This window comes from Devosia nitrariae, assembly GCF_030160115.1.
GTDB classification, from domain to species: domain Bacteria; phylum Pseudomonadota; class Alphaproteobacteria; order Rhizobiales; family Devosiaceae; genus Devosia; species Devosia nitrariae.
Window position 1 is genome coordinate 43,618 of record NZ_BSNS01000006.1, and the last position, 15,390, is coordinate 59,007.

Sequence of the window (15,390 nt, forward strand, 5' to 3'; positions counted from 1 at the left end):
TTCAGCCGCGTCACAGCCATCACACTACAGCACCTGTATGAATCCGTCCATACCAAAGGAGCTCGCGATGGCATCCAGTGGACTGCGGGGGCCGTTCCCGCTGAATAGTAACGGCATCGACGCAGCCGTCCCGGTAATGTCGCCTGGCGCCTATGCGCTCGGTAACACGGGTATCGACGGCGTGTTCTACATTGACCGTGTCGGGCGGTCCGATCATGACGTCAATGACCGGCTAAAGGATTACCTTGGCCAGTACTCGATGTTCAAGTTTGGATACTTGAGCTCGGCAGCTGAGGCATTCGACAAGGAATGCCGCCTCTACCATGACTTCAATCCGCCGGGGAATGTTTATCACCCCGACCGGCCTTCAGGCACGTACCTGAAGTGTCCGGTTTGCGGCGGCTTGTACTAGTGAACTTTCGTGCTCGCGCTGCTGCGATCCAGTAGTGCGAGCACATCCCTAATTGCCATCAGGTATCCGTGGTGCCAATAGGCACGTTCGGATGAGCCGGCGTCCAGGTGTTTCTGCTCTTCAAAGCACTCAGGCGCATTATCGCGCAGCCAGCGTGATAACTCAGCTTCACGTCCCTCCATTGCCTCGATTGGATGCATGTGGGTTTGAAGCGACGTCCTGTCTTCCGAAAGTCTCGGCATTGTATATTCGCTCCACGTCACGACAAAGGTTATGCGTGTGACCGATACACAGCTAACGCTTTCAGAAGCTTTACGATCCGGACGTCCCAGCGGATTTCATTGACGCCTAGGCCTCGTCCTCACCTCCGCCCCAATATCCCCGCCCCCATAACCACCGGCCACAACGCCGCGGCGTAGCCGCCGACACGCTCCATGCCGCCGCGCCCGAGCCCCAGCCAGAGGCCGGCGCCATAGAGCATGAAGCCGAGCGCGGCGATGGCGCCAATGATGAGGCCGATGAGGGCAAGCGTCGGCGCCTGCGGGCGCAGCGCAAAGCTCAACAGGATCATGCCGGCGCTGCCGAGGAGGAAATTGAGCATGGCGCCGGCCATGTGCACATCGATGCTGGTCTCGACGGTCCAGGTGCCGGCCGCCATTGCCCCTATGCCGCCGACCGCATAGAGCACGCCGCCGAGCTTCGTCGCCTTGCCGCGCGGCCACAGCGGCCGGGTGAGGACGAGGCCGATGACCATCAGCGCGCCGAGAAGGACGAGGCTGATATTGAACCATAAAGAGAGCGGCGAGCAGATCGGCGGCATCCGCTGCCCCGTAACCTCATCGGTAAAGGTCCTGCAGGCGGCGAAAGCGAGATAGCTGATGTCGTGGTCGGCGATCGAATAGCCGCTGGCCGCCGCTGTGGTGATGAACTGGAAAACGAAGAACTCAACGCACGCCACCCACGCGATGGCGCCGAGCGTAACGCGGCGATGCGGTGAAACCGCCATTTCCGCTGCGTCTCAGCCCGGCTGCTCGAGCGGCCAGATTTCGACGACGCCGTGGGCGACCGCGCACGGCACCTGCGAGACCATCTTGACCGCGGCGTCGAGGTTGGCTGCCTCGATGATGGCAAAGCCGGCGACGGGCAGACGCGAGGACATGAATGCCCCCTCCTGGGTCTTGACGCCCTTGCCGTCATGATTGCGCACCTGCACGGGCCTGCCGGCAACGCCCATCACCGCACCCCGCCGCAAGAGCCTGGCATCCTGCTCATGAGCTGCATCGCGCACCGCCTGGGCCGTGCGCCGATAGCCCCGCTCATCGCCATAACCGATCGTGACGAATTTCTGCATCGCCTCCTCCTCCCTTTACGGAAGAAGAACCGGCAATATCAGTCGCAGTTCCCTGAAAGGCAAAAACAAAAGCCGCCCAAGGCGGCTTCATCTTCGGACACATTGACGGCTTGCACCAGTATCGACTGGCAGGGCCTGCCGCGTCTCGGCTCATTCGAGCTGACGTCGGATCGCGAGGTCATCCGTGCATGACTATCGGTGATTCCACGGCTCGAGTCAAGAAAAATAGGAAAATAATCCCATCGATCATTCACGCCTCGGTGCCAACCCCTTGTGTTGCGAGCGCCGGCGCCTGCCACCAGCACCCCAACAAACCCGGTGTCATTCCGGCGCAGGCCGGAATCCATCCTGAGGTTTTTCCACGGCCGCAAGGTATGTGAATGAGACCCAGAAGAGCATAGCCCACCCGCCGGCGGCGGTTTACCCCCTCGCGACCCTAAGCACAGATCACGAGCACTCTTCAGTCATGCCTCGCGCTTCAATTCGAAGGCTACGATCTATGCACACCTGCTTGTTGTAAAACAGGCCGACTTACATGGCTGAAATTGACCAGTTGACTGATGGGTGCTCTACTAAGACTTCGGGAGGGCGGGATCGAATGACAGAGCTTTCCAATGAGGTGATGAGTAGTCTCATCGAAGTGGTCTATCGTGCCGGCCTTGGCGCCACGCCCTGGGATGACGTCGTGGATCGAATCGCCAGCCTGTTCGATGGCGCCGCGGTCTCACTTCAAGGCCATGACTTTGCCACCAACAAGCATCTTGGCGTGATGACAGCGGGTTTTGACCCGGATGCCGTCGCTTCGTTCCAGGCCCACTATGCCACCGTTAATCCGTGGGCGTCAGGGATGGCTCGATGGCCCGTGGGGACAGCCATGGTCAGCGACACTCTGTTGTCTCGAGAGGATCTGCAAAGAACGGAGTTCTTCAACGAATGGCTGCGGCCGCAGGCTCTCGTAATGGGGGTTGGTGTCATCGCCTATCGAAGCAGATTGCGGTTCCTGGCGCTGGCGGCGAACGTACGCGCTCGTGACGAAGAGCGATTTTCCGCCCCGATGCAGCAGGTTTTCCAGCTCCTTGGTCCGCACCTGAACCAGGCATTCCAAATGTCACGCCTGGTCTCCAACTCGGAGATTTGCGCCAGGCGCAGCGACATCCTGCGGCGCCTGCCCGTTCCGACGTTCCTGATCGACTCTGCGGGGCGCATATACGATGAAAACGAAGCCGGGCAGAACTTCAGACGTCAATTAAACCGCTACTTTGACCGGCAGCTTCGCGTGCTGCGGTTCCTCGATCCCGCGGCAGACGATCACTTTTCATGCGCGCTGAACAGCATTCAGCGAGGCGAATATGCTGCGCTCGAACCGTTGTTCCGCGTGAGGAACAGCACAGGCCAGTCCGCGCGCGCACTGTTGGTGCCGCTCTTGGCCGGACGCGCCGAGGACGCCGGCTTCCTCGGCTTTCTCCTCGAGGACCAGCCCATTGCCTTGTTGACGATTTCCGAGGAGGTTCCGCAAATCGATGAGCGCCATAAGGCCTATGTCAGCCTCGGCTTTACTGCAGCCGAAAGTGCATTGGCTGGCGCCCTTCTCGGCGGCTTTTCCCTTAACGAATATGCCGACAGCAGACGATTGAGCGTTCACACCGTGCGTAATCAATTGAGATCGCTTTTCCAGAAGGCAGGCGTGCGACGACAAGGCGAACTGATCGCCATGCTCGCCAGGCACGACGGCCGGACCTGAGACAACATGGCGTAGGTTACACGGGGAGCATAATGTCTGCATCGGCAGTAGATGGAGTAGGGGCGCCCGACTTAATCGACGTCATCGACACATTCTATAGTGCGTCTCTGTCGCCCGATCGATGGCAACTGGCCCTCGACAAGCTCGGTCAAATCGTTCCCTCAGTAGCACTCTGTCTATATGGATACGACTACCGTGCCAATAGCGGCATCGGGCTGATTCATTCAGGTTTCGATCCGGCTGCTATCGCGCGATACAACGACTATTACCACGAGCTCAACGCTTGGGCCCCAGGCTTCGGTCGCTCCCCCGTAGGAACACTGCTGACTTCCGATGATTTCCTACCGCGCGACGAGTTGGTAAAAACGGAATACTACAATGATTGGCTGCGCCCCCAGGGCAATCAGATCACCGGTTGGGGCAGCCTGCTTGTAAATGATTCCCATCGCTTCCTCGCATTCTCGACGACCCTGAGGGCCGCAGATGAGGACAAGCTGAGCGAACCGGTGATGCGTCTCGTCGCCAGGTTGATTCCGCACGTCGACAGGGCATTCAGGCTGGCGCGACTGCTTTCTGGCGCCGAGTTGACACAAGGTGTTCAGGCGGTCGTTGAAGGTATCGGCGATCCAACGTTCCTGTTGGACAGGAGGGGGCGAATCCAGTTTGCAAATGCAGGCGCAACAGCCCTGACCCGACGTGGGTCGCTGGTCCGTATTGCGAGGGACGGCAGGCTGGAGTTCACCGATCAGTCGGCGGAACTGACATTGGAGGAGCAGCTGCGAAGCATTGCTGCGCGGACCTATCGTGGGCCGATGACAACATTTGCGGCCAGCAGCGATGGCGAGACGGCCTCCGCCATGCTCTCTCCTTTTGCTCCCGGAGATACAGGCGAACCTGGCCTGCTATCGGAATTCGTTACGAGACCCGTTGCGATACTGGTGATCCGTGTGACAGGATTCGACCTTGGTCATCTGCTGAGACGTGAATTCGGGTTGACGGAGTCGGAAGTCGAAGTGGCGTTGTCCATGGCTGACGGACGATCACCGCAGGAGACCGCCGAGGTTCGCGGAGCCAGTGTTCTGACAGTTCGCAACCAGCTCAAGGCGATTTATGGCAAGCTCTATGTCAACCGCCAAAGCGAATTGGTGGCGAAGCTGGGCCAAATGGCGGGAATTCTCCCCTCAAGCCAAACAGAAGCGTAATCCATGGAGATCGCTACGTGCACTCTCGTCTCCGTTTCCGCGCTTCTCGTGCTCCTGCCCGGCCAACACCCGCGCGATTTCCGACGCCTGGCATAGGTGCGGAATTAGAAGCGCCACTAGGCTGAGCCCGAGCGCTGCGGATCGAGTTCGCTGGCACGGGCTAAAGTCGCCAATCGACTGGGCCCCTCTCGCGGCTCGATACTCATTCAGCCATGCCTCCCCAGAACACCTGCATGCGCACCACCGCAAGCGATGCAGGTCCAGTTGTTTCAGACGACAAAATGTTCGCATAGCTCATTTGGGTCATGCGCAGCCCGATAGACGCATGTCTTTGCTGTTCGCTGGAGATAGCGGCGGCTGGCTGGTCAGGAGACCTCGCTCCGCTGCATCATTGGGGGAGGAATGACTATGCGCTTTTCAAGCTATCTGTTTGTGGGCGTCGCCGCGGGTGCGGCAACGGCATTGTCAGGATGCTCGTCAACGAGCAGCGGCACACAGGCGCTCTTTGCCGCCGATGTTGGCACTGCGGCACAGGCCCTCGATGCAGGCGAAACGTTGATGGCCTACAACGCCACCATGTCGAGCTCGCTCGAGGACGACTGGAACACCGACGAGCGCAGAGCCCAGGGCTCTAACGAGTTTTCGATCAAGAAGAACGACCAGGGCGGTGTCGACGTTACCATCGACGGCGAGACCATCAGCTATTCTGCAACCGATGTCGATGGTGACTACGGCTGGTCGAAAGAAACGGAGGACGGCCTCAATCGCGACTTGTACACCGCAATCGGCGGAACCGCTGAAGAGGTGCTCGCAGGTGCTGGGAGGAGGCCCTACCACCAAATCTGGTCCTATTTCTGGGACACGGGCAACGAGAGCCGTTTGCACGGCGTTGCCGTCGTGGGTGCCGAAACGAGGTCGGAAGCGCTCGAGGGCAAGGCAAACGCGACGTATTCGGGCTGGGGCCTTGCCAATATTTACCCCGACGACGAGGCCGCCGCCGGTTACGAGCGTGCGCGCATAGAGGGCGAGCTCAACATGGCGGCGGACTTCAACGCATCGACCATCTCCGGCGCCATCACCGACCTATCGACCGAGACCCGAAGCAACGGCACCTGGAGCGCCAGCCAGGCGATCGCCGGCAGTGTTGCGATGGACAATGCCGCCATCGCCGGCAACGAGTTCTCCGGCAACCTCACACCGTCTGCCAACCTCACCGCCACTGTCGGTGATTTCACCGGTACCTATGCCGGCAAGTTCTTTGGCCCCAATGGCGAGGAAGTCGGGGGCGTGCTTTCCATCACAGGCGACGACGCGGTCGGAACCGGGTTCTTCTCAGCCGACGAGGACTGACCGTTGGGGAACGTGATGGAACGGGAGGGGACGGCAGCAAACGCCGCCGTCCCCCCTTCCTCGACGAGATGGACATGACTCGGTTCGCGTATACGCTTGCTGTCGCGGCCTTGTTGAGCCTCTTTCCACCTTCCTTCCCCGTCGCCGGGGAAGCGGAGGCAGCCGGTCCAGCCCTTGCCCACCTTGTTGCCCAGGGAGATTTCGAGGAGGCGCGCCGTCTGCTGCGCGCGGGGCTCGAAGGGCAACCGGCCGCTCCCCTGCACCTGGCCCAGCTCGAGGGCATCATCCGCCAGCGCCAGGGGCGCACGAGCGAAGCCATCGACATTTTCCGCGCGATCCTTTCGGCCGCGCCCGACTTCACCCCCGCCCGCATGGAGTTGGCCCGGGCCCTGCGGGTGTCCGGTGATACGGAGGCCGCCTACCACCACTTCGAGATCCTGTCGCGGGCGGGTGACCATCCGGTCCTGCGCCAGATGGCCGCGACGGCGATGAGCGCCATTGCCGCCGACCGTCCCTACGGGTTTTCCGGCCATGTCGCGCTGCTGCCCTCGACCAACGTCAACAAGGGGTCCGGCCGGACGACCTTCACCGCCGGGGGTCTGGAATTCGTCATCGACGACGATTCGCGCGCGGCGAGCGGGATCGGCCTGGCGGTTGGCGGCGACGCTTTCGGCCGGCTGCAGCTCGGCAACGCCCACGCCCTGACCGCCGCATTGGGGCTCGACATCCGCAAATACGAGAACGCCGACTTCGATGAGGCAAGCCTTGAGGGCGAACTCATGCTTTCGCACGAGACGGCGGCTTTCCGGTTGGACCTCGGGCCGACCGGGGCCTTCCATTGGCAGGGCTGGGAGCCTTACCTGGTTCAATACGGTGTTGCGGCCCGCTTCGCTGCGCCCCTCTCGCCGCGCGATCTGGTCACGCTGTCCTTCGAGGCACTCGCCCAGGACTATGTCGATCTCGATTACCGGGACGGGTGGCGCCTGACCACGGCTGCCAGCTTCCAGCACGCCGTTTCGCCCTCGCTCAGCGTCTGGGTGAGCCTGGGCGGTACGCTTGAGCGCACCGAGCGCGAGCACCTCGATCATAGCGACGTGGTAGCCGGCCTCGGTGTCAGCAAGGAATGGGCGGGCGGCCTCATCACCACGCTTTTCGGCTCTTATGAATATCACGGCTATTTGGGAAACTACCCGGCCACCAGCGCGCCGCGTCGCGACGACAAGGTCGCGCTCGGCGTGACCCTCTCCCACCGGGCAATCAACCTCGGCGGTTTCACCCCGCAGGCCTCCTACCAGTATTCGCGCCAGTTCTCCAATGTCGGCTTTTTCGACTATGACAGTCACGACCTGAACCTCGGCCTGTCGAAAAAGTTCTGAGCGGCCCCGCCGTCCGATGCAGTCGACGAGACAGCCGCCGACAATATGGCGCCCTGCGCCAGGACCAACGCCTCGGGTCCTCCTGGCAAAATCCGCAGGCTTGCATGCCGCCGCGCTTCCTGCTGGTGTGGCTTTGAAGGCCTCAAGGGCAAGGCAGGATGACAGCTCCTCCACGCATGACGACCACCGCCGGTGGCCTGCTCGTCAACAGCGAGCATCAGGTCCTCTTTGGCCTCCGCGCCGCCTGGAAGACGGCTTGGCCTGAGCATTGGGACGCGATCGGTGGCCGGGTCGAGCCCGCCGAGTCGATCGAAGACGCGCTCGAAAGGGAGATCTCGGAAGAGATCGGTGTCACCGTCACCAGGGCCGATCCTCTGGCCGTCGTCGAGCATCCTGGGCCGGATGACGGGCAAATCATCCGTAGCCACATCTTCGCGGTCACCGCCTGGATCGGTGAGCCGCAGAACATCTGCGACGAGCATACCGAGTTGCGGTGGTTTTCCATCGATGAGCTGGCGGGCCTTGAGAACCTCGCCGGAGATGGTTACCCCGCCATTGCCCGCCAGGCCGTAAGCCTCTACCGCACCACGATGCGCTGACGCCGAACCACGCAGAGGACATGCGTTCGCTGACCAAGTCCACCCACTGCGTCCGGCGGCCGGGTGGCTGCCATATCGCCGTCACGGGGGGCGGACCTTCCCACATCGCTATAAGGGGCGGAAATCGTATGGGGGGCGTGGGAAGCGGTCGCCCGTCCCCCGTCCCCTTGGCGTGGCTCACGCAGCTTTCAGATAGATCGTCCGCATCACAGCGGGCACGCTGCCGTTGTTCACTGCACCTTCTCTGGTGCTGCCCTTGCCGCAGCTCCAGACGTCGCCCGGCTTGGCTGCGAATTCCATATCGCCGGCCGTTACCTGCAGCTCGCCCTCGGTGACCGTGCATACCATATCGTGTTCCATCGGCTCCCCTAACGGGAATTCTGCCGCCGGTTGAAATACCACATCGATCATTTCGACCGTATTGTACGCGCTGATTTCAGACTCGCGTGTACCGAGCGTCACGACCCGAATGCCGGGGAAAACCTCTTCCCCATCGGTCTCGCTGTAGCTCTGTGCCGCCGCAGGTGACACCCACGTGGCCAGTGGTGACGCGGCCGCTGTGGCACCAAGGACAAGGGCTGATCTTCGATTGATTTTGTTCATCGCATCCTCCCATTTTGGAACCTGTCCGCCAGAAAGCGAACTGAATAGATTCGCGCTCGATCAAACTAAGAGTCAATTGTCCGCAATCATCGACCTTCATCACGTTTGTGACTTGGCCGGACGTTGACGTTGCGACCCCCTCCAGCCCATTTGCCACGGCGGCGCTCCTATGGATATCGAAGTGATCGCTGCGCGAATCGAGGACAACAGATGCTTTCGCTGACCAAGCCGCGCCGGCTGCGCCCTGGCGATCGCGTGGCCGCCGTCACCCCCTCATGGGGCGGGCCGGGCACGTTCCCGCATCGCTATGAGGCCGGCAAGCGGCAGATGGAAGAGACCTTCGGCGTCAAGGTTGTGGAGATGCCGCATACCCTGGCGGAAGCCGGCTATCTTGCCGAGCACCCGCAGGCGCGTGCCGAAGACCTGCTGCGTGCGTTCGCCGATCCCGAGATCGCCGGGATCGTGGCAACCATCGGCGGTGACGACTGCATCCGCCTGCTGCCCCATCTCGACCTTGGGGTGATCCGCGACAACCCCAAGGTCTTCATTGGTTTTTCGGACACCACGGCCCTGCATTTCGCCTGCATCGCGGCAGGACTGACCTCGTTCTATGGCCCGAGCCTCATGGCCGGGTTCGGCGAGAATGGCGGCATGCATCGCTACACGGCCGACGGTGTGCGCAAGGCGCTGTTCACCGATGAGGCCATCGGGCTCGTTCCGGTCAACGACGAAGGCTGGACTGTTGAGCGCCTCGACTGGGCCCGGCCCGAGCTCCAGTCGCAAAAGCGGGTCCTCGAGGCAGCAACGCCCCCTCTTGTGCTCCAGGGCACCGGCGTTGCTCGAGGGCACCTCCTCGGCGGCTGCGCGGAAGTCATCGAGATGGTCAAGGGCACGGCCTGGTGGCCGCCGCTCGAGGCGTGGCGGGGCGCGATCCTCTTTTACGAGACCTCCGAAGAGGCACCGCCCCCGAGATTCATCCGCTACTGGCTGCGCAGCTTTGCAGCGCAAGGCATCCTGCAGGTGCTGAACGGCATCCTCATCGCCCGCCCCGACCCCGGCGGAAATGCCCGTTACCAGGAGGAGCTCGAAGCCACATTCATCGAGTGCCTCGCCGAAGCCGGGCTATCGCAGCTGCCCGTCCTCTCGCGGCTCGATTTCGGCCACACCCAGCCCATGCTGACGCTTCCCTATGGGGCAAAGGCAGAGATCAACTGCACCAGCGGCGAACTGCTGATCGCCGAGAGCGGCGTGGTTTGACAAACGCAGGAGGCAACCCACATGACCGATCTGCTCGAAGCGCAGCAGCGCCTCCAGGCCGAAGCCGACGCCGTTGTCCGCGAACTGGAGCTGGAGGAGCTGCTCGGCGCACTCGGCCGGCCCGTGCGCGTCGGCAGTTCGGCCATGGGGCTGATGGTGCGCCGGGACATCGACATCACCATTGTCTGTCCCAACCTCGATGCCGACCTGCTCGAAGCCTTCGCCGGTGTCGCCGCGCGCCTCATGCGCAAGACGGCGGCGGTGCAATCGGTGCGCTTCCGCAACGACTGCGGCGCCTGGAACAGGGAACCGGACAAGTACCCCCACGGCCTCTATCTGGGCCTCACCGTCCGCGCCGCCGACGAGGCGCTCTGGACCCTCGACATCTGGGCCGTCGATCAGCCGGCGCGCCAGCCGGACCTCGCGCACCTCGAAACCCTCCTGCCGCGCCTCACCGACACGCACCGCCACACCATCCTTGCGATCAAGCACGTGCTGGCGCAAAGGCCGCAGCACCCGCCGAGCGCCCTCGTCTACGAGGCCGTTGTGGACAACGCCATCGCCACAGCCGATGAGTTCGACGCTTGGCAGCGTGCCCGCGCGCAGTAAGGCGGTGCTAAGGCGCCGCGTCAAAAGCCTCGCGCGAGTGGCAGGTACATCTTGGTCAGCAGGGCACTGGGAACGACTTCGCTCGGGTCATCGCAATACTCTTCAAAGCACGGCCCTTTGACCAGATAATCGCCGAAACGGCTCGAACACTCCCGGCAAAACCAGTCCCACGCCTTCGGCAATCCTGCGGACGGCCCCACGTAAGATCCAACCGCGTAGCGGCCACCTCTGATCGTGAAAGGCCTTAGCGGTACAGACACTTGAGCCGAAGGCTCCACAGGAAGCCCCACAAGAGCGCGCCGGAGGTGTTGGGGAATTCCGGAACCCGATTCAATGAAAACACCCACTGGAGGCGCAATTCTCCTGACGCCGCGCGCGGCGCAAAGCGCCAGAAGCCGGTGCATTGTCGGTGCAGACTCCTCGTAGCGGCCGGCATGAATGAGCGTCGCAATCACCTGCGGCGCTCGCTCAACCAACGCGACCTCGATTACTGGTCGGTGATGATACGGTCCAACCTGTGGTCTGGCCGTGCCGCGTCGACGGAATTCGGCCGGTGTCAGATGGTAAGCCTCCAGGAACGCGCGTTCGAAAGAACGTCGATTGGGATACCCGCACCGTTGCGCGATGGTGGCCACTGGTTCCTGGCTTTGCACCAGCTCTCGAGCTGCGTTGTTCAACCTGACACGACGAATGGTCTCACCGATGGTCTCGCCGGCGATACCCTTGTACGTGCGATGCCAGTGGAAGCGCGACATTGCAGCAACGTCTGAAAGCGTATCGAGACTCAAATCTCCAGCTATGTGCTTGTAGATGTGGTCGATGACGCGCAGCAGCCGTGTCTCGTGCGGCGCAGAGATCTTGCTGGTGTCCATGCTTTCAGTAACGAATTGGAATGGCGTAAGCGGAAATGATGGCCGCGATGGCTCGTCTTGTCGATTCTCGCGGATCGTGCTCCACACGCTCGAACTCGGCAAGCAGTCGCTTGTCGACGGCCTGTGACTTGGTTGCTCGACAACGCATTTTCATGTGTACCTCCTTGTCGTGGTAGCTTGGCCACAGCACGATGCGACAAGTCTTGCTGAGTTGGGATCGAAGGAAGGTGCAGCCGCCAGAGTCACGGCGCATGGGGTGGGTCATAGTCCGAAAGGTTGCGACGGGCGTTCCATGCCCCACGCCCGGACGTGGAGTGAGGTATCAATCGAGAACGCCCTCACCGTGCGCACCGCCGCACCATTCTTGCGATCAAACACGTGCTGGCGCAAAGGCCGCAGCACCCGCCGAGCGCCCTCGTCTACGAGGCCGTTGTGGACTACGGCATCGCAACAGTCGATGAGTTCGACGCCTGGCAGCACACCCGCACGCAGTAGGCATTCCCGCTTGGGTGCTAGTGGGAGCCACGAAAACACCACCAGACTCGGGTCATTCCCGCGAAAGCGGGAACCTCCGTTTCCCATTTTCGGCACCGCCAACAGAGGTCCCCGCTTTCGCGGGGATGACCCAGTGGGTGGGAAAATGTTGTGTCAACCGCTAGGTATGTAAACGGAGCGAGGGCCGCATTTTCCGCACAACGACATACCGGGAGGGTGATGAAGCGGTGGAGAAGTCTCGCATGGCAGGTGTTCTGCTCGATATGGATGGCACGCTGCTCGATACCGAGGTCATCTACCTCTCGAGCACCATGGCAGCGATGAATTCGCTCGGCTATCCGGACGCCATGGAAATCTGTCACGCCATGATTGGTATCCCGGGACCGGAATGCGAAGCCATGCTCTTGAGCAGGTACGGTCCGCAATTCTCGATTTCAGGCTTCAACCGGGAGTTTGTCATCCATCGTGACCGGTTGCTCGAGCAGGGGCTTCCTTTGAAGCCTGGCGCGAGCGAGCTGATCGATGCGTTGGCGGATGCACAAATTCCGAGGGCGGTCGTCACCTCCTCTTCGCGCAAGACCGCGGAACGGCATCTCACCCTGGCTGGCATTCGCTCGCGGATCGAAATGGTCGTGACAAGGGACGACGTGAGCAGGGGAAAACCAGCCCCCGACCTGTATCTTTTGGCGGCCGAGAGGCTCTCGCTCGCGCCACAGTCCTGCCTCGCCATCGAGGATTCCACCCCCGGCATCTCTGCAGCCCATGCCGCCGGCATTGCCGCGATCATGGTGCCCGACATCCTCCAGCCCACGGCCGACACCAGGCAGATGTGCGCAGCGGTCCTGCCCGACCTGATGGCAGTGCTCGCGCTGCTGCGCACCCAAGGGTTTCTGCCCGGCAGGGTCTTGCAGGCGGATTAGGTGGTGTACCCTGCGTCAGTCAGCCTGTTTGGGCTTGCCTTTGGGGTACGCCGGCAGGTCCTTGCCAGGCACCGACCAGTCCACTCTGGATTGGCACCAGCTCTGGTAGGCGGGCCGGACGAACGACGACTCGTCGAGAGCACCTGCCCTGACGTACACCCGGCCCGGATGCTGCGGGGATGACCCATAGAGCGGAGACCCGCAATTCAGGCAGAAGAACCGCGTCAGCTCATTGCCGCTGTCCGCGATCTTGGTGAAGGAACCGGTCTCGCCCGAAAGCACGCGGAACTCTGCGGCATCGAACGGAATGTTGACGCCGAAGGCGCTCCCGGTCGCTTTGCGGCAGTCTGCGCAATGGCAGTAAGCACCCGGTCCCACCGGTTCGCCACATGCGATGGTGACCGCTCCACAAAGGCACGACGCCGTGATTTCCTTTGGCATAAGTCCGGCCTTTCGCCCGCTTTAGACATGCCCCGGGGTCCGTCTGTGATCGACACCTTAGCATCCCCGCGGTGGATATCTGGTGGGCACAACATCCTGAGGTTGTGTCGACTATTGTCCGAGCGCAATCCGCCTCATTCTGAGAGCCAGATCGGCCGCTCTTGGCCCAAAGCGGCCACTCAGAATTTGACGCGGCAAACCGGTCATACGCAACTGCGTTTCCCCTTATGGAGGGTGATCTGGCAAACGCAGGTGACCACAACCCCGATCGGCCACGTTGCCCCCCAAAATTGGGCGGTTCCTTGCTCCTTGGATCGGTGGGTGAGTTCGGTAGGCTCAGCTGATGTCGAAAAGCCAAGAGCCGCGTCGACTAAGCTGTATTGGTCCAACGGGGACCACGAGGAGGATATGAACGATGTTGCCGACAGCGATCGAGGTTGTGACACTTTTTGTCGAGGATCTGGGTAGCACCAGGAGATTTTATGAGGAGGTGTTCGCCCCCAACGTGCTCCTTGAAGACGAGGCTGGTGTGGTCCTTCAGTTTGCGGGAATGGCCGTGAACCTCTTGCGTATCAACGATGCACCCGAGTTGGTCACCCCCAAGCAAGTCGGCAAGCCTCAGGATGGCCCCAGGGTCATGTTCACTGTGAAGGTCGAGGACTGTCGCACCGCTCACGCGGAACTGGTCGCGAAGGGTGTCGCATTTCTCAATGGTCCGATCGATCGTCCCTGGGGCCGCCGAACTGCGGCTTTTGCGGATCCCTCGGGAAATGTATGGGAAATCGCCCAGGAGATTGGATAGACGGCGCCCCCGTCCCAAATGGCCTAGATCGAGGTCTCCTTTTGGCGCGAAGCGGACGTTCGCAGGGAGAAGGGAGGGCTGACGGTGCTGCTGAAGTGACCGTCCGGCGGGCGGAGAGGGCGACAGGGTACCCTGCAGGCGATGATAGGGATTGCAATTGTAATCCTGGCACCCTCGAATGCGAGGCCGCGCGTGGCTTGTTGGAAGACGCGGGAGGAACGGTGATACTGAGGGATAGCACGCGCGGCTGGGCAGAGGTGTTGCTGGTAGAGGCGCCGGGGGCGACAGGGGTCTATCGCATCTGGCCCGGAGATGGAGTACCGCCCGGTTCAGAGGGCTGGGACTGGAACGAGCGGACGCGGCAGGCGCCCTGGACTTTGGCGAGGCGCAGGTACACACGGAATGTGGTCGCGCCGACGGTGACGCTCTATCGCCCGGCCATGGGCAAGGCGAACGGCACGGCACTGGTGGTGGCGCCCGGCGGGGCCTTCCATTTCCTGATGATCGACCACCAGGGTCACGACATCGCCCGCTGGCTCACCGAAATCGGTGTCACGGCGCTGGTGCTGAAGTATCGTGTGGCGGGGACACCGGACGACGATGATGCGGTGCCGGCGTTCCGGGCGGAACTGCACAAGCGGCTGGGCCAGCCCAAGCAGACCGACACAGCCCCGCTGGACCGCGACTTCATCACTAAGGTGCGCATCATGGCCGAGGAGGATGGGCGGCAGGCGATCCGCTTTGCCCGGGCGCACGCCGACGAGTGGGGAATTGATCCTAGGCGCATCGGTATCGCCGGCTTCTCCGCTGGGGGCAGTGTAGCGATAGGCGCGGCTATGGCGCACGACGACAAGAGCCGGCCGGACTTTGCTGTTGGTATCTATCCAGGATATCGGGCCGAACTTGTGGTGCCGACAGAGGCGCCGCCTCTGTTCCTCGTAGTCTCCGACGACGATGGTTCGGTGCCGCCGATCGCATCCAGCCGGCTCTACGAGGCTTGGCACAAGAGTGGGGCACCGGCGGAGCTGCACGTCTTTGGCAATGGCGGGCATGGCTATGGCATGGCGCAGCAGGGCAGCCTGTCTGATGCTTGGCCCAAGCTGCTGGAGAACTGGATGCGGGCGCGCGGTTTGCTCTAGCGACTAGCCAGTTGGCGCGCAAAGCGCCGGAGATAGCGCTCTTCAAACACAAAACTGACTTATGCCATATCGGACAATTGTAACCACAACATGCTCGTGCATGGGCCGTCCGGAATGCGGCAGGGATTTGAATATCAATCCTTCAGCGGCGGCAAACGACCGGTGGGTTCAACCGGTCATCGCAACACCTTCTGTAGCCTATCGGCGGGCGTTTCGAAGTC

General features: G+C 62.0%; 17 protein-coding genes. 11 read left to right on the forward strand and 6 right to left on the reverse strand.

Annotated features, from left to right (window positions below; translation table 11 throughout):
- The first annotated feature begins 67 nt into the window (after window positions 1–67).
- Window positions 68–412, forward strand: a complete 345-nt coding sequence (locus QQK18_RS05110; protein WP_284339218.1) for a hypothetical protein — start codon at window positions 68–70, stop codon at window positions 410–412.
- Window positions 413–773: 361 nt separating this feature from the next.
- Here the strand turns inward: QQK18_RS05110 and QQK18_RS05115 are convergent, their stop codons facing one another.
- Both QQK18_RS05115 and QQK18_RS05120 read right to left on the reverse strand, forming a co-directional pair.
- On the reverse strand, window positions 774–1,418 hold the full coding sequence (locus QQK18_RS05115) for a DUF998 domain-containing protein (protein ID WP_284339219.1): 645 nt from the start codon (window positions 1,416–1,418) through the stop codon (window positions 774–776).
- A 12-nt stretch (window positions 1,419–1,430) separates the two neighbouring features.
- Entirely contained in the window at window positions 1,431–1,763 is a 333-nt protein-coding gene (locus tag QQK18_RS05120; RefSeq protein ID WP_284339220.1) for a YciI family protein, read from the reverse strand.
- A 598-nt stretch (window positions 1,764–2,361) separates the two neighbouring features.
- Here QQK18_RS05120 and QQK18_RS05125 point away from each other — a divergent pair.
- The 5 genes from QQK18_RS05125 (at window position 2,362) to QQK18_RS05145 (ending at window position 8,031) form a co-directional block, all read left to right on the forward strand.
- A complete protein-coding gene (locus QQK18_RS05125) occupies window positions 2,362–3,504 on the forward strand; it encodes a helix-turn-helix transcriptional regulator (RefSeq protein ID WP_284339221.1) in 1,143 nt (380 codons plus the stop codon).
- A 32-nt stretch (window positions 3,505–3,536) separates the two neighbouring features.
- Window positions 3,537–4,706: a helix-turn-helix transcriptional regulator gene (locus QQK18_RS05130; protein ID WP_284339222.1), complete on the forward strand. Its 1,170-nt coding sequence runs from the start codon at window positions 3,537–3,539 to the stop codon at window positions 4,704–4,706.
- Between the two features lie 408 nt (window positions 4,707–5,114).
- Window positions 5,115–6,056, forward strand: a complete 942-nt coding sequence (locus QQK18_RS05135; protein WP_284339223.1) for a transferrin-binding protein-like solute binding protein — start codon at window positions 5,115–5,117, stop codon at window positions 6,054–6,056.
- Window positions 6,057–6,130: 74 nt separating this feature from the next.
- On the forward strand, window positions 6,131–7,432 hold the full coding sequence (locus QQK18_RS05140; protein WP_284339224.1) for a surface lipoprotein assembly modifier: 1,302 nt from the start codon (window positions 6,131–6,133) through the stop codon (window positions 7,430–7,432).
- Between the two features lie 176 nt (window positions 7,433–7,608).
- Window positions 7,609–8,031 (forward strand): NUDIX hydrolase, encoded by a 423-nt coding sequence (locus QQK18_RS05145; RefSeq protein WP_284339226.1) that lies wholly within the window; start codon window positions 7,609–7,611, stop codon window positions 8,029–8,031.
- A 177-nt stretch (window positions 8,032–8,208) separates the two neighbouring features.
- Here QQK18_RS05145 and QQK18_RS05150 read toward each other — a convergent pair whose 3' ends face one another.
- Window positions 8,209–8,634, reverse strand: a complete 426-nt coding sequence (locus tag QQK18_RS05150) for a cupin domain-containing protein (protein WP_284339227.1) — start codon at window positions 8,632–8,634, stop codon at window positions 8,209–8,211.
- A gap of 210 nt (window positions 8,635–8,844) precedes the next feature.
- On the opposite strand from QQK18_RS05150, the gene QQK18_RS05155 reads away from it, so the two are divergent.
- Together QQK18_RS05155 and QQK18_RS05160 are read left to right on the forward strand one after the other, a co-directional pair.
- Entirely contained in the window at window positions 8,845–9,891 is a 1,047-nt protein-coding gene (locus tag QQK18_RS05155; protein ID WP_284339229.1) for a S66 family peptidase, read from the forward strand.
- 21 nt (window positions 9,892–9,912) lie between these two features.
- The gene (locus QQK18_RS05160; protein ID WP_284339230.1) at window positions 9,913–10,500 is read left to right on the forward strand and encodes a hypothetical protein; all 588 of its coding nucleotides are present in this window, start codon (window positions 9,913–9,915) and stop codon (window positions 10,498–10,500) included.
- 20 nt (window positions 10,501–10,520) lie between these two features.
- Here the strand turns inward: QQK18_RS05160 and QQK18_RS05165 are convergent, their stop codons facing one another.
- Window positions 10,521–11,372 (reverse strand): AraC family transcriptional regulator, encoded by an 852-nt coding sequence (locus QQK18_RS05165; RefSeq protein WP_284339231.1) that lies wholly within the window; start codon window positions 11,370–11,372, stop codon window positions 10,521–10,523.
- A gap of 4 nt (window positions 11,373–11,376) precedes the next feature.
- The gene (locus QQK18_RS05170) at window positions 11,377–11,526 is read right to left on the reverse strand and encodes a hypothetical protein (protein ID WP_284339232.1); all 150 of its coding nucleotides are present in this window, start codon (window positions 11,524–11,526) and stop codon (window positions 11,377–11,379) included.
- 583 nt (window positions 11,527–12,109) lie between these two features.
- Here QQK18_RS05170 and QQK18_RS05175 point away from each other — a divergent pair.
- On the forward strand, window positions 12,110–12,787 hold the full coding sequence (locus tag QQK18_RS05175; protein WP_284339233.1) for an HAD family hydrolase: 678 nt from the start codon (window positions 12,110–12,112) through the stop codon (window positions 12,785–12,787).
- Window positions 12,788–12,802: 15 nt separating this feature from the next.
- Here the strand turns inward: QQK18_RS05175 and QQK18_RS05180 are convergent, their stop codons facing one another.
- On the reverse strand, window positions 12,803–13,228 hold the full coding sequence (locus QQK18_RS05180) for a GFA family protein (protein ID WP_284339234.1): 426 nt from the start codon (window positions 13,226–13,228) through the stop codon (window positions 12,803–12,805).
- Between the two features lie 415 nt (window positions 13,229–13,643).
- Here QQK18_RS05180 and QQK18_RS05185 point away from each other — a divergent pair, with 415 nt between their 5' ends.
- Window positions 13,644–14,030: a VOC family protein gene (locus QQK18_RS05185; RefSeq protein WP_284339235.1), complete on the forward strand. Its 387-nt coding sequence runs from the start codon at window positions 13,644–13,646 to the stop codon at window positions 14,028–14,030.
- Window positions 14,031–14,251: 221 nt separating this feature from the next.
- Window positions 14,252–15,169, forward strand: coding sequence for an alpha/beta hydrolase (locus QQK18_RS05190; protein WP_284339236.1), 918 nt, complete (start codon window positions 14,252–14,254; stop codon window positions 15,167–15,169).
- The last annotated feature ends 221 nt before the right edge of the window (window positions 15,170–15,390 follow it).

Bases quoted from the DNA above. Each gene is read 5' to 3' on its own strand.
- QQK18_RS05110 (WP_284339218.1), top strand. From the start codon at position 68: ATGGCATCCAGTGGACTGCGGGGGCCGTTCCCGCTGAATAGTAACGGC.
- QQK18_RS05115 (WP_284339219.1), bottom strand. From the start codon at position 1,418: ATGGCGGTTTCACCGCATCGCCGCGTTACGCTCGGCGCCATCGCGTGG.
- QQK18_RS05120 (WP_284339220.1), bottom strand. From the start codon at position 1,763: ATGCAGAAATTCGTCACGATCGGTTATGGCGATGAGCGGGGCTATCGG.
- QQK18_RS05125 (WP_284339221.1), top strand. From the start codon at position 2,362: ATGACAGAGCTTTCCAATGAGGTGATGAGTAGTCTCATCGAAGTGGTC.
- QQK18_RS05130 (WP_284339222.1), top strand. From the start codon at position 3,537: ATGTCTGCATCGGCAGTAGATGGAGTAGGGGCGCCCGACTTAATCGAC.
- QQK18_RS05135 (WP_284339223.1), top strand. From the start codon at position 5,115: ATGCGCTTTTCAAGCTATCTGTTTGTGGGCGTCGCCGCGGGTGCGGCA.
- QQK18_RS05140 (WP_284339224.1), top strand. From the start codon at position 6,131: ATGACTCGGTTCGCGTATACGCTTGCTGTCGCGGCCTTGTTGAGCCTC.
- QQK18_RS05145 (WP_284339226.1), top strand. From the start codon at position 7,609: ATGACGACCACCGCCGGTGGCCTGCTCGTCAACAGCGAGCATCAGGTC.
- QQK18_RS05150 (WP_284339227.1), bottom strand. From the start codon at position 8,634: ATGAACAAAATCAATCGAAGATCAGCCCTTGTCCTTGGTGCCACAGCG.
- QQK18_RS05155 (WP_284339229.1), top strand. From the start codon at position 8,845: ATGCTTTCGCTGACCAAGCCGCGCCGGCTGCGCCCTGGCGATCGCGTG.
- QQK18_RS05160 (WP_284339230.1), top strand. From the start codon at position 9,913: ATGACCGATCTGCTCGAAGCGCAGCAGCGCCTCCAGGCCGAAGCCGAC.
- QQK18_RS05165 (WP_284339231.1), bottom strand. From the start codon at position 11,372: ATGGACACCAGCAAGATCTCTGCGCCGCACGAGACACGGCTGCTGCGC.
- QQK18_RS05170 (WP_284339232.1), bottom strand. From the start codon at position 11,526: ATGAAAATGCGTTGTCGAGCAACCAAGTCACAGGCCGTCGACAAGCGA.
- QQK18_RS05175 (WP_284339233.1), top strand. From the start codon at position 12,110: ATGGCAGGTGTTCTGCTCGATATGGATGGCACGCTGCTCGATACCGAG.
- QQK18_RS05180 (WP_284339234.1), bottom strand. From the start codon at position 13,228: ATGCCAAAGGAAATCACGGCGTCGTGCCTTTGTGGAGCGGTCACCATC.
- QQK18_RS05185 (WP_284339235.1), top strand. From the start codon at position 13,644: ATGTTGCCGACAGCGATCGAGGTTGTGACACTTTTTGTCGAGGATCTG.